Source organism: Paenibacillus sp. MT86 (genome assembly GCF_058792535.1).
The window spans coordinates 2,115,685-2,128,082 of sequence record NZ_CM179499.1; the positions used below are offsets into that span (position 1 = coordinate 2,115,685).

Below are 12,398 nucleotides of genomic sequence, written 5' to 3' on the forward strand. Positions count from 1 at the left end.
TGGAGGAAGCGAGCTATGGATAAAAAACATCGCAAAAATAAAATGAAGGTTGTTCAAGGCAAGCGAAACCGGGTAGACTTCCCGCGAAAGGATCACCGCGAGGAATATGCTGCCGAGGTGGCTCCGCCGATGGAAACCTCGGTACGGCATGCAGACGAGGATAAGACGGATCTCTCCACCGGCCGGGCGGTCGGATACGTAGGCCTTGTATTAGGGATTGCCTCCTTGTTCATGTGGTCGGTCATTCTCGGACCTATCGCGGCTGTCGTGGGTTATTACGCATACAGCAAAGGCAGCAGAACGACAGGTGCTTGGTCCATAGGACTCGGCATTCTGGCGACGCTCAGTTATTTTATCTTGATTCCTTTCAGCAGATAATGATTGATTTATTTATCATCGTTTAATATGGGCGGGTCAACCGGGAAGGGTTGGTCCGCCTATTTTTTTGTCGAATAGGTATAGCAGATTGTTCCAGTTCCGTGATAAAATAAGGACAAGTTTGAAATTTAACGGCAGAAAGTGAGTTAAACGATGCAAATAGATCCGATATCATGGAAGCAAATGACGGATGTATCACAGATGAATACGAATTCCACCGAATCGTCAGCCGGATTTGTCAATGTGCTGAGCAGCCTGCTTAACGAAGAATCCACTTCCAAACCGGTTGAACGTTCCATGACACAGCTGGCGCCCGGCGTCACCTTTAAGGACGGGCTGTTGTGGCAGCAGTTAGGCGTTGTAAATGAATCCGTTTCGTCGAGCACCTCGATAGAAGCAGTGGTCAACGACACCGGGGCAACAAAGCCTACGACTTTTGAGGATTTAATCACGGCGGCAGGGGAACGCTATGGCGTGCCGGTATCGTTGATCAAAGCGGTCATCGACGCGGAATCCTCGTTTAATCCGCATGCGGTCTCGTCTGCAGGTGCCAAGGGACTGATGCAGCTCATGGACGGTACGGCGAGAGGACTCGGGGTAAGCAACCCTTTTGATCCGGCTCAGAACATCGAGGGCGGCACCAAATATTTGTCCAATCTGATCCAACGGTTTGGCGGAGAGATAGCCATGGTGCTTGCTGCCTATAATGCAGGACCGACACGCGTCGCGGGTTTGGGTGTATCCAGCGATGAAGAGCTGATGTCCGTGGCTCATGAATTGCCCAAGGAAACCCAGGCATACATTAGCAAAGTCATGAACGCCCAGTCGAAATACGCATTGTAGTCCGATTGGGGCGAATAGTAATCTGATAGAGGATCAAACGATAAGCGCCGCTTTGTCCAAGGCAAGATGGAGTGCGGCTTTACCGTTTGGTCTTTTTGTGTAAATATAAAGGTCTGGAATCATAAGCTATGCAATCTGCGATGCGTAAGATGGAAAGGGGAAATTACCTTGATATATTGGGATCACGCTGCAACGACCCCTCCTTTTGATGAAGTGGTGGACACGATGGCGGAAGTCATGAAGCTTCATTATGCCAACCCGTCAGCCCTTCACCGTTCAGGCGAAGCGGCCGCCAAATTGCAGAAAAGGGCAAGAGAGGTGTGCGCAGCCGCGCTGGACGTTCAGCCTGATGAGATCGTATTTACGTCCGGGGCGACCGAGGGCAATAACATGGCGATAAAAGGGGCTGCGATGCAGTACAGCAGCCGGGGCAAGCATATCATCACGACGGGAACCGAGCATCCGTCCGTATATGAATGCTGCAGACAGCTGGAAACGCTGGGCTGGGAAGTGACGTACCTTCCCGTGGATGCCGAAGGCATGGTGGATCTGGCTGCCTTGAGCGAAGCGGTCCGTAAAGATACGGTGCTGGTCAGCATCATGCATGTGAATAATGAAACGGGGGCCGTACAGCCGCTGGCGGAAGTGGGGCGTATCGTGAAGGAGCGGAACCCGCGCACGCTGCTGCATGTCGATGGCGTACAGGGATTCGGCAAGCTCCCGGTCTCGCTATCCGGGTGGCAGGCCGATTTGTACAGCTTGTCCGCACATAAGTTCAACGGTCCAAGGGGAATGGGGGTGCTGTACATCAGGCAAGGCGTGCAGCTCTTTCCCCTGATATCCGGCGGATCCCAGGAGAGCGGGCATCGGGCGGGCACGGAGAATGTTGCCGGAGCGGTAGCGATGTCGAAGGCCATGCGATTGTCCGGGGAAAATCAGCCTGAGCTTTATGCCAGGATGACGGAGATCAGGGAGCTGCTGTTTCAGGGCATCCGCAAAATTCCGGGCTTGGTGTTAAACAGCAGCGAGCAGAGCGCACCGCACATCATTCATTTTTCGTATCCGGGATTAAAACCCGAGGTGATGGTCCATGCTCTGGAAGAGATGGGCATGCTCGTATCGACCAAATCGGCTTGTTCGTCCAAATTCAGCGAACCCAGCCGGGTGCTGTTGGCGATGGGAAAAGACAGGGAGGCAGCTTCCTCCGGAATTCGTATCAGTCTTGGCAAGGAGCATCAGCTGGGCGATGCAGCGCGGCTGATCGAGGTATTGGCGAAAGTTTGCGGGAACCTGCGTCCCGTCATAGAAAGAGAGGGTAATCGGAGATGACTTACGATAAACTGCTGCTTCGCTTTGGCGAGTTTACCCTGAAAGGCAAAAACCGCAACCGGTTCGAGAGATCGGTGCTGAATCATATTCGAAGCGTGCTCAGACCGTATCCGGGCGCGAAAATCATCAAGGAATACGGCCGCCTGTACGTCGAGCTTAACGGGGAGTCTCCCGAGGCGCTGATTCAAGTGCTGAAGAAGGTATTTGGCCTGGTTTCCATCAGTCCGGTTCGCGTTTGTTCTTCGGAACCTGAACGCATTATCGAAACAGCGGTTGAATTTGTGGGGCAGAAGGAACTGGAAGGCACGGTAACCTTCAAGGTCAATGCCAGAAGAGTATGGAAGCAATTCCCTCATTCCTCGCAAGAGATGAATCATTTGGTCGGATCGCCATTGCTGCGGACCTATCCCCAGCTTAAAGTGAAAGTGAAGCAGCCCGATATGGAGCTGCGCGTGGAAATTCGGGAGAACGAGACGTATTTGTACTATGAAGTGATTCCCGGCGCCGGCGGTTACCCCCTTGGTACGAACGGGAAGGCGATGCTGCTCCTCTCCGGAGGAATTGACAGTCCTGTAGCGGGCTGGTCAGCGATGCGCAGGGGACTTGAAATTGAGTGCGTCCACTTCTACAGCTTCCCCTACACCAGCCAGCTTGCGAAGGAAAAGGTCATGGAGTTAACGAGGCTGTTATCGGGCTATACAGGAAAAATCAAGCTTCACCTGGTGCCGTTTACCGATGTGCAGACCTCCTTTGTCGGCATCGGCCAGGATAATCTGATCATTACTTTTATGCGCAGAGCCATGTTACGGATTGCTTCCTCGCTTGCTGAGCGGGAAGGGGCACTGGCGATCGTGACCGGGGATAGCCTGGGACAAGTGGCCAGCCAAACGCTGCCGAGCATGAATGTGATCGGAAGAGCTACCGAGCTGCCGCTTCTCCGGCCGCTCGTCATGATGGATAAGAACGACATCATCAACATTGCGATGGATATCGGCACATTTGACACGTCGATTCTGCCGTATGAGGATTGCTGCACGTTGTTTGTTCCTAAATCGCCGACCACCAATCCGAATCTGAAGATTATCGAGAAGGTGGAGGCTTCGCTTACCGAGCTGCCTGCCTTGATTCAAGCGGCGGTTGAAGGCACGGAGACCGTGATCATCACGCCGGACAGTAAGATCGGCGAGCTTGGCGAGAAGCGTGAGGAGCCCGTAGTCAACGAAGACTGGTTCTAAATCGGGTATGAAGCTGCGGCCGCCATGGCGCCGCCGACAGAGCGTCTTATGCTATTCGATTAGATAAAAACCATAAAAACGCCCCGAGGCTTACGATAAGCCTCGGGGCGTTTTTATGGTATGTTGAGACCGTTAGGACAGGGTGGACGACTGACGGCGAGCGGCTGATTTTTTTTTCAGATGTCCTGCCGTCAGTACCCCGACGATGATGGCGGCAATGAACAGATACTTTATAATCTGGTGCCCTTCAAAGTACCCCATAAAATGCTTCTCCTCGGTAATCATGGAGGATGCCGTATATGCAAGCACCGCTGAACCTACATAGATAATCCATGGGAAGCGGTTGATCAGCTTGATGAACAGGGTGCTGCCCCATACCACGATGGGAACGCTGATGAGCAGGCCCAGGGTTACAAGGATCATGTTATGTTTTGCCGCGCCGGCAACGGCAATGACGTTGTCCAGGCCCATGGCGGCATCGGCTACGATGATGGTGCGGATGGCCGCGCCCAGGTTGCTGCCAGCCTTGATATTGCCGTGATCATTATTGTCGTCGGTCAACAGCTTGTAAGCAATGCCGATCAGGAGCACGCCTCCCACAAGCAGCAGCCAAGGGATGTTGAGCAGCCAGACTACAAGGATGGTGGCTATGATGCGGAGAATTACAGCACCTGCCGTACCGTAGATAATGGCTTTTTTCTGGGTTTCCTTCGGAAGATTGCGTGCCGCCAGGCCGATCACGATGGCGTTGTCCCCGGCCAATATCAAATCCAAAAACACAATGTTGATTAATGCAAGAAAAAATTCAGCGGCTGTGGTTTCCATGAATGTCACTCCTCTTAGAATACGTTCCACCATTAAACAAAGTGGATTTATTATAGGCCTATTTTTCCCGATGTGCAAGCATAGCCTGGACAAAAACCACATATGTGTAGAGTGGGGGGGTTGTTCTGGTGGAGACGATTTTTTTGTTGGGACAAATATTAGTGGTCAATCTTGTACTCAGCGGCGACAATGCCTTGGTCATTGCTATGGCCAGCAAGGATCTTCCGGAAATACACCGCAAACGGGCCGTTTGGATCGGGACGGCGGGGGCCGTACTTTTGCGCTGCATTCTGACTTTTGTGGCCGTTCTGCTGTTGAAAATTCCGTTTCTGCAGGCTGGCGGCGCATTGCTGCTCATCTGGATCGCGGTCAAACTGATGATGCAAAAGGAACATGATCCTGCGAGCATGGCCAGGGCTTCCACGATATGGGGCGCGGTCAATACGATTCTGATCGCCGATTTTGTCATGAGCCTGGACAATGTCTTGGCAATCGCGGGGCTTGCCAATGGCGATCTCTCCCTGATTGTCATCGGGATTATATTAAGCATTCCAATTGTTGTATGGGGAAGCGGGATGATCTCCAGGCTGCTTCAAAAGTTTCCCGTACTGCTCTATATAGGTGCCGGTATTTTAGCTTTTACAGCAGGCGAAATGCTCATACAGGATTCTCGCGTCGGCCTGCTGCTGGCTTATTGGATGCCCTATGCGCACAGCTTGCTGCCGATTATCGTGGCGGGTTTCGTTGTTCTCATCGGCGGATTGCAGACGGTAAGACGGACCGGCGCGTAAACGGGGACATTACTGCAGGCTGCGGTGTTGGACATACTCATGCGGAAGCCGTAAACCGGATAAATGGACGACTGTCTCTCGCAGTCGTCCATTTCTTGTGATGCTAGGCCGATGCCTCGTGGGCCGGGCGGGGTAATTTTTAAGCGGAACAAGCTCGGGATATGGTTTTTTTTGTCGGTTTGGGCTAAAATTAACGTAACTGCTTCTGTTAGAAACCGCTGTTTATGGTGATACATATATTGAAGAGAGGGTGATCAAATGTCCTCCAGAAAAGATTTGGCATTGGGTATTTTCATCGTTGTCGCTGGAGTCGTTATTTTGCTCGGCAAGCTTGGCGTGTTCGGATTTCTGGGCAGAACGTTATGGCCGCTCGTCCTGCTGCTGCCGGGTATTTTTTTGCATATCCTGTTTTTTGGTCGCCGGGCTTCTGCCGCCGTACTGATACCGGGCGGTATTCTGACGGTATACGGGCTTCTGTTCCTCATATGCAATATCGGCGGCTGGGGACTAATGGCCTCATTATGGCCTGTTCTCATTCTCGGTGTGGCCGTAGGCCTGTTTGAGTATTATCTGTACGAGAGCCCGCGTCCCGGCGCTGCACTGCCGATTGCGCTTGGTCTGACGGCGCTTTCCGTTGTGATATTCATCTTCACCTGGCTTCAGACAGGAGCGTTCTACATTATTGCGCTGATCTTGATCGCGGCGGGCGCTTGGATGATCTTCGGCCGCAATCGTTCGAGACGCAATAATAAATGGAGCCGAGGCTGGTAATCGGGAAGAGGTAAAAGTTGCTGGAAGTTTTCTGAAAAGACTTGATTTTCCCGCTCGTTTACCTATATTATAGGATGTATGTTGAAGCGTCGGCATGTCGTCCGGCGCTTTCTTTGTGGCTCATTCGAATAGAAGGGATTTGAGATATATTTATGCAATCAAGAGATCAGATTCGCAACATTGCCATTATTGCTCACGTTGACCATGGCAAAACAACACTTGTAGACCAACTGCTGCAGCAGTCCGGTATTTTCCGGGAGCATGAGACGCTGCAGGAGCGCGCGATGGATTCCAATGATTTGGAGCGCGAACGCGGTATTACCATCCTAGCCAAAAATACGGCTATTACGTATAAAGATTTCTTGATCAACATCGTGGATACGCCTGGACACGCCGATTTCGGCGGTGAAGTCGAACGTATCATGAAAATGGTCGACGGCGTTCTGCTCGTTGTTGACGCATACGAAGGCTGCATGCCTCAGACCAAGTTCGTTCTGGGCAAAGCGCTTGCCCATAACTTGACGCCGATCGTCGTTGTAAACAAGATCGACCGTCCGGCTGCTCGCCCAGCTGAAGTGATCGATGAAGTGCTTGACCTGTTCATTGAGCTTGGAGCGAACGACGACCAGTTGGATTTCCCCGTAGTATATGCATCTGCCCTAAACGGTACTTCTAGCATGGATCCGGAGAAGCAAGACGATAACATGCTTGCTCTTTACGAAACCATTATCGACCATATCCCTTCCCCTACCGAGAAAGTGGACGAGCCTCTGCAGTTCCTCGTTACCTTGATGGATTACAATGAATATCTGGGCCGTATCGCCGTCGGCCGCGTGAATCGCGGTGTCATTAAGCAAGGCCAACCGGTTGCCGTTATGCTTAGAGACGGTTCCACCAAGAATGCCCGTATCGAGAAGCTGTTCGGTTTCCAGGGACTGAAGCGGATCGAGGTTGCCGAAGCAGGCGCTGGCGACATCGTGGCGATCGCAGGCATCAAAGACATCAACATCGGAGAAACCATTGCGGATCCGCAGCATCCGGAAGCCCTCCCGGTTCTCAAAATTGACGAGCCTACCCTGCAAATGACGTTCCTGGTGAACAACAGTCCTTTTGCCGGACGCGAAGGCAAATGGGTGACATCCCGCAAGCTTCGTGACCGTCTCTTCAAAGAACTGGAAACGGACGTCAGCTTGCGAGTGGATGAGACGGACAGCCCGGATGCCTATATCGTTTCGGGACGCGGCGAGCTTCACCTCAGTATCCTGATTGAGAATATGCGTCGTGAAGGCTATGAGCTTCAAGTATCCAAGCCTGAAGTTATCGTAAGGGAAATCGATGGCGTCAAAATGGAACCGATCGAACGCCTCCTCATTGACGTGCCGGAAGAGAGCATGGGCGCTGTTATGGAAAGCCTTGGAACACGCAAGGCCGAAATGGTGAACATGGTGAACAACGGAAACGGTCAAGTCCGTCTGGAATTCCTGATTCCGGCTCGCGGGCTTATCGGCTACCGCACCCATTTCTTGACGCTGACACGCGGCTACGGCATTATGAACCACGCGTTCGACAGCTATGGCCCGCTGGTTGGCGGCCAAGTGGGCGGACGCCATCAAGGCGTGCTGGTTTCCACGGAAAACGGATCTTCGACGTTCTACGGCATGATGTCGGTTGAAGACCGCGGAACCCTGTTCCTGGAACCGGGGACCGAGATTTATGAAGGCATGATCGTCGGGGAGCATACCCGCGACAACGATATCGTCGTCAATATTTGTAAAGAGAAGCAATTGACCAACGTTCGTTCGGCAACGAAGGACGATACGGTGAAATTGAAAACACCGGTCATCTTCTCGCTTGAGCAAGCTCTGGAATACTTGAACGACGACGAGTATTGCGAGATTACGCCGAAATCCGTTCGTCTCCGCAAGAAGATTTTGAACAAGAGTGAGCGCGAACGCGCAGAAAAACATCGTAAAATGGCGCAAGCAAATCTATAATAGATAGAGATCTACTTGCCCAAAAGGAGTGAACCTATCATGCAGGAATGGTTTGCCGCGCACCCGCTCGTTTCGTATATCGTCATATTTGTGCTGATCACCTACGTTTACAACAAGGTATTCCGAGTGAAGCAGAAGCTTCCTCTGTTGAAGGAGATTCTCCTGTATATCTTGATGGCCCTGGGTTCGGCGATACTGCTTGTGTTTCAGATCGATAAGCTGCCGATTATCCAATGCTTGTTGGTCGCCGTGGCGTTGATGCTGATGGTGCGTATTCGATACTTTGTTGAAGATCGTCAGAAGAAGAAGGCTCAAGCCGAGCCGAAGTCATAAGGTTTGTAGAAATTTAGCATTTCAGGCAACAACCATACGGCAACTTTTTGTCAGTCCCCATCGTTTATAAGAGAGAGAAGTCAACCATGGTCCGGTAAATGCTTCGCAATTTGAAGCGTTTATCGGACATTCATCTAATTTGAATGAAATCAGGTGTTATGATATGAATCCTACTCATACCAGTCTCCCTCCAAGAGCCAAAAGTGGGGGGAAGGGCAAGAAACAGCCAGTTCCTAAAAAGAAAAAAAGCCCATGGAAATCATTTTTTAAATTTATTCTGATCGTACTGCTAATCGCGGTTTTGGCTGCAGCAGGTTATGCCGGATATCTCTTCTTCAAGGGAAATCAGGTTATCGAGAAAAGCGGGATCGACAAGCCGGTAGCTCCGGGCCATTCCGCGAAAGAAAAACCGATTACCGTGCTGCTCTTGGGAACCGATCATCGTCCGGAAACAGGGACGTACCTGACGGACGTGGTGATGGTCGCCTCCATGCATCCGGAAACCAATACGTCGACGCTGGTATCCCTGCCGCGGGATACGCTGATTGAACTTGAAGGATACAAGGCGACGAAGCTGAACGCCTACTACCCAAGATTTAAAGCAGCTTATAAAGCAGCCGAGAAAAAGGAGCCGGGCAGCGGCATTCCGGCAGAAGAAGAAATGAAAGTCATGATGAGCAAGTATCTTGGCGTTAATATCGATTATGTAACGGTCATCGATTTTCAGGGTTTCCGCGACGTCGTGGATACCTTCGGCGGGGTGGATGTTAACGTACAATACAACATGTGCCACCGGGATTCCGTGGATGGAACCGACATCAACCTGACAGTGGGTCCACAAAAGCTGGACGGCAAGAAGGCGCTAGACTATGTGCGTTACCGCAAATCAATGAACTGTAATCCGAAAACCAAGGAGTCCAACGACTTTGATCGCAATGCCCGCCAAAGCGAAGTGTTGCATTCCTTGCTCGACAAGATGAAATCGTTCGGCGGCGTTACGAAAGTCGGCAATGCGCTGGATGCGGTCAGCGACAACATGACCACCGATTTCGAGCAGGAGCAAATCCGGAACTTGCTCGCGACTTATTATGATATTGGCAAAGAAGACGTTAAATTTATGCCGATTACCGGTGAGTGGAGAAGTCCTAACGTTTACATTAACGCAAATGAACTCAATGCAGCCAAACAAGCGCTGCAAGATGAGCTTGCAGGAAAACACAACTCCGGCGATCAGGGAACAGAAGCGGATTCTGCAACGGCTCCGTGACAATTGAAGGCAAGTTTTATCGTATGTTATAATACAATGTATCAGATGGAGATCATTGTACAGGAGGCCGAAGGAATGTCCTACCTCATGATGCATACGACACACCCATTGATCCATAGTCGGCAGACGGTTTGCCCTGCCCCTACATTGGTGCGGGCGGATTCCATTAGGGAATGGGAATCCTTCGGATGTCGTCCTTCTGATTCCATGTCGCTCATGACGGGTTCTTTCGACATGGGTGTCCATATTGCACCGAATAAGCAGTCATACTCCAAATATGTTAACGGTCATGTCCCTAGCGAAGCAGTTATGCCTGCTAGTGGCGTTGTTATGACCTTAAAAAAAGCCCAGTGAGCATCACTGGGCTTTTTTTGTATGAAATTTGGAGACTTGTGACGGACAAACTCGGGTCATGACGGGATATGTCCGCGCGTAAGACCGAATTCATCCTCAAGTTTATTTCCCGTTTTGTGGATGGGCCGGTGCATGACCGCGATGATTTGGTTTTACCGTTTTAGCACCGTTTTGCTGCACATTTCCGTTTTGCTGCCCATTCCCGTTTCGCTGTGCATTCCCGTCTCGCGGCGTTACGTCTTTCGGCAATTGAGGGATGATACGGCCAACGATGTCTGCAAGTTCACTGGCAAGTCCGGAAACAGGATGTCCCTCCTGAATGTGCCGACCAAGCTCGGCAATCCGGTTGGCTACGTCCAAATCGGCGGTAACCAGCGCATTGGCGCCTGCCGGATCGGTTTGAAGGGCTTCCGCGACCGTGTATTTAATGGTTCCAACTTCTGCACGATCTAAATTTCCATCTACATTCAGCCCGACGACAGCCGTATTGCCCATGACAACACAGTTCGCGTTTTTAACGCCAGGCACGCTCTCAGCCAGCGATTTCAGGTGATTTGCGGTTGTAGCGTCAACTCGTCCGTTGTTATCATTTACGTTACCGACACGCCCCGTATTGGGGTTATCCGGTGTCCAACCGTCTACATTGTTGGTGGTATAACCTCTGTTCCCGTTCATGTTGCGAACACTGTTAGCAGTGGTTCCATCGGTTTGATTACGAGGAGAGGGTGATGCATTGTTATTGGCGGTCCCGCAGCCTGCGAGCAACAACACCGCCAGCATGATGGATAGAGCAGCTCTCATGGATTGATCTGTCCTTTCGTAATAGAATTCGCTAAATTACTCCAGTCGCTACGCTTATTATGTCCGGGACGGAAAGGTTTATGTGTGTACCTGATGAAGAAGCAGTGGAGGGATAAGATGAAAAAAATATTTGTACTGGATACGAACGTACTGCTGCATGATCCTCAATCGATTTATGCATTCGAGGAGCATGAAGTCATCATTCCTGCGGTGGTTCTTGAAGAGATTGATTCCAAGAAGCGAAATGCCGATGAAATCGGCCGCAATGCCCGTATGGTCTCCCGATTGCTTGATGGGCTTAGAGAACAAGGGCATCTTCACGACGGAGTTCTTCTGGAGAACGGCGGGACGTTGAAGGTTGAGCTAAATCATCGCAGCTTCGTCAAGGTACAGGAGTTATTTAGCGAAGCATCGAACGACAATCGTATTTTGGCTGTCGCGTTAAATTATAAATTGGAGGAGGAGCCGAAGGAGGACGGAAGACCCGTTGTTCTTGTCAGCAAGGATGTCCTCGTTCGAATAAAAGCGGATGTGCTTGGGCTAACGACACAGGATTATCTATCTGACCGCACGGCGGATCCAAGCGAATTATATCCGGGATTCTCAACGATCAAGGTGCATCCTTCCGTGATCGATGAATTCTACAGCTATCGTTATTTGCCGATTAAACCACTTCAACTCACTTATCCGCTTTATCCGCACGAATTCGTTATTCTGAAGGACGAGATGGGATCCGGCAAGTCTGCCCTTCTTCATGTGAATGAAGATGCAACCCGACTAGAGCCGCTTCATCTAAGCAACGAGCCCGTATGGGGCATCAGTGCCCGGAATGCTCAACAGCGCATGGCGATTGAGCTTCTCCTGAATGACGACATTCCGCTGGTTACCATTACGGGAAAAGCCGGAACGGGAAAAACCTTGCTGGCATTGGCAGCAGGACTATCCAAGGTGGAGGATGAGCACAAATACAAAAAACTGCTCATTGCGCGTCCGGTCGTTCCGATGGGGAAAGATATCGGATATTTGCCGGGAGAAAAGGAAGAGAAGCTGAGACCGTGGATGCAGCCGATCTATGACAACCTGGAGTATTTGTTCGACACCAAGAAATCCGGCGATATCGATAAAATATTGATGGGTCTGGGAAGCATCCAGGTAGAAGCACTGACTTACATCCGCGGTCGCTCCATTCCAGGTCAGTTCATCATCGTTGATGAGGCTCAGAACTTATCCCGCCATGAGGTCAAGACGATTGTTTCCCGGGCGGGAGAAGGGAGCAAGGTGATACTGATGGGGGACCCCGAACAGATTGACCATCCCTACCTGGATGCCGTTAGCAATGGGCTGACCTATGTGGTTGAACGATTTAAGCAGGAAGGTTTAAGCGGACATGTTACGCTGACTAAAGGGGAGCGTTCCAAGCTGGCACAGCTGGCAGCCGATTTGCTGTAGCGTGATATTTCCCGAGAAATGATCTCAC

Annotated in this window: 12 protein-coding genes; 10 read left to right on the top strand and 2 right to left on the bottom strand. The window is 51.1% G+C overall.

The annotated features are described in order from the left end of the window. Positions 1-15: 15 nt before the first annotated feature. From AC3RCL_RS09105 to thiI, 4 genes are all read left to right on the top strand, one after another. A complete protein-coding gene (locus tag AC3RCL_RS09105; protein ID WP_009592139.1) occupies positions 16-378 on the top strand; it encodes a hypothetical protein in 363 nt (120 codons plus the stop codon). A 153-nt stretch (positions 379-531) separates the two neighbouring features. Continuing rightward, positions 532-1,221 (top strand): lytic transglycosylase domain-containing protein, encoded by a 690-nt coding sequence (locus AC3RCL_RS09110; RefSeq protein ID WP_192569228.1) that lies wholly within the window; start codon positions 532-534, stop codon positions 1,219-1,221. A 168-nt stretch (positions 1,222-1,389) separates the two neighbouring features. Beyond that, positions 1,390-2,550 carry a cysteine desulfurase family protein gene (locus AC3RCL_RS09115; RefSeq protein ID WP_492535226.1) on the top strand — a complete coding sequence of 387 codons (1,161 nt, stop codon included), beginning with the start codon at positions 1,390-1,392 and terminating at the stop codon, positions 2,548-2,550. Next, the gene (thiI, locus tag AC3RCL_RS09120; protein ID WP_096773055.1) at positions 2,547-3,785 is read left to right on the top strand and encodes a tRNA uracil 4-sulfurtransferase ThiI; all 1,239 of its coding nucleotides are present in this window, start codon (positions 2,547-2,549) and stop codon (positions 3,783-3,785) included. The genes AC3RCL_RS09115 and thiI overlap by 4 nt, the downstream gene beginning before the upstream one ends. A 132-nt stretch (positions 3,786-3,917) precedes the next feature. On the opposite strand, the gene AC3RCL_RS09125 is transcribed toward thiI, so the two are convergent. Further along, positions 3,918-4,610: a TerC family protein gene (locus tag AC3RCL_RS09125; RefSeq protein WP_096773056.1), complete on the bottom strand. Its 693-nt coding sequence runs from the start codon at positions 4,608-4,610 to the stop codon at positions 3,918-3,920. A gap of 128 nt (positions 4,611-4,738) precedes the next feature. Here AC3RCL_RS09125 and AC3RCL_RS09130 point away from each other — a divergent pair, with 128 nt between their 5' ends. The 5 genes from AC3RCL_RS09130 (at position 4,739) to AC3RCL_RS09150 (ending at position 9,766) form a co-directional block, all read left to right on the top strand. Further along, on the top strand, positions 4,739-5,401 hold the full coding sequence (locus AC3RCL_RS09130; RefSeq protein WP_492535227.1) for a TerC family protein: 663 nt from the start codon (positions 4,739-4,741) through the stop codon (positions 5,399-5,401). A gap of 258 nt (positions 5,402-5,659) precedes the next feature. Next, positions 5,660-6,172: a hypothetical protein gene (locus tag AC3RCL_RS09135; protein WP_090911800.1), complete on the top strand. Its 513-nt coding sequence runs from the start codon at positions 5,660-5,662 to the stop codon at positions 6,170-6,172. 152 nt (positions 6,173-6,324) lie between these two features. Beyond that, positions 6,325-8,166 (top strand): translational GTPase TypA, encoded by a 1,842-nt coding sequence (gene typA / locus AC3RCL_RS09140; protein ID WP_009592389.1) that lies wholly within the window; start codon positions 6,325-6,327, stop codon positions 8,164-8,166. Between the two features lie 39 nt (positions 8,167-8,205). After that, the gene (locus tag AC3RCL_RS09145) at positions 8,206-8,499 is read left to right on the top strand and encodes a YlaH-like family protein (protein ID WP_009592386.1); all 294 of its coding nucleotides are present in this window, start codon (positions 8,206-8,208) and stop codon (positions 8,497-8,499) included. 163 nt (positions 8,500-8,662) lie between these two features. Beyond that, complete coding sequence (locus AC3RCL_RS09150; RefSeq protein WP_492535228.1) at positions 8,663-9,766, top strand: LCP family protein; 1,104 nt, start codon at positions 8,663-8,665, stop codon at positions 9,764-9,766. Positions 9,767-10,222: 456 nt separating this feature from the next. Here AC3RCL_RS09150 and AC3RCL_RS09155 read toward each other — a convergent pair whose 3' ends face one another. Then, on the bottom strand, positions 10,223-10,921 hold the full coding sequence (locus AC3RCL_RS09155) for a YhcN/YlaJ family sporulation lipoprotein (protein WP_277748374.1): 699 nt from the start codon (positions 10,919-10,921) through the stop codon (positions 10,223-10,225). Positions 10,922-11,038: 117 nt separating this feature from the next. Here AC3RCL_RS09155 and AC3RCL_RS09160 point away from each other — a divergent pair, with 117 nt between their 5' ends. Then, positions 11,039-12,370 (top strand): PhoH family protein, encoded by a 1,332-nt coding sequence (locus AC3RCL_RS09160; protein ID WP_492535229.1) that lies wholly within the window; start codon positions 11,039-11,041, stop codon positions 12,368-12,370. Positions 12,371-12,398 lie beyond the last annotated feature (28 nt).

Coding starts and splice junctions, on each gene's coding strand:
- AC3RCL_RS09145 (WP_009592386.1), top strand. CDS start 8,206: ATGCAGGAATGGTTTGCCGCGCACCCGCTCGTTTCGTATATCGTCATA.
- AC3RCL_RS09110 (WP_192569228.1), top strand. CDS start 532: ATGCAAATAGATCCGATATCATGGAAGCAAATGACGGATGTATCACAG.
- AC3RCL_RS09150 (WP_492535228.1), top strand. CDS start 8,663: ATGAATCCTACTCATACCAGTCTCCCTCCAAGAGCCAAAAGTGGGGGG.
- typA (WP_009592389.1), top strand. CDS start 6,325: ATGCAATCAAGAGATCAGATTCGCAACATTGCCATTATTGCTCACGTT.
- AC3RCL_RS09135 (WP_090911800.1), top strand. CDS start 5,660: ATGTCCTCCAGAAAAGATTTGGCATTGGGTATTTTCATCGTTGTCGCT.
- AC3RCL_RS09105 (WP_009592139.1), top strand. CDS start 16: ATGGATAAAAAACATCGCAAAAATAAAATGAAGGTTGTTCAAGGCAAG.
- AC3RCL_RS09125 (WP_096773056.1), bottom strand. CDS start 4,610: ATGGAAACCACAGCCGCTGAATTTTTTCTTGCATTAATCAACATTGTG.
- AC3RCL_RS09155 (WP_277748374.1), bottom strand. CDS start 10,921: ATGAGAGCTGCTCTATCCATCATGCTGGCGGTGTTGTTGCTCGCAGGC.
- thiI (WP_096773055.1), top strand. CDS start 2,547: ATGACTTACGATAAACTGCTGCTTCGCTTTGGCGAGTTTACCCTGAAA.
- AC3RCL_RS09160 (WP_492535229.1), top strand. CDS start 11,039: ATGAAAAAAATATTTGTACTGGATACGAACGTACTGCTGCATGATCCT.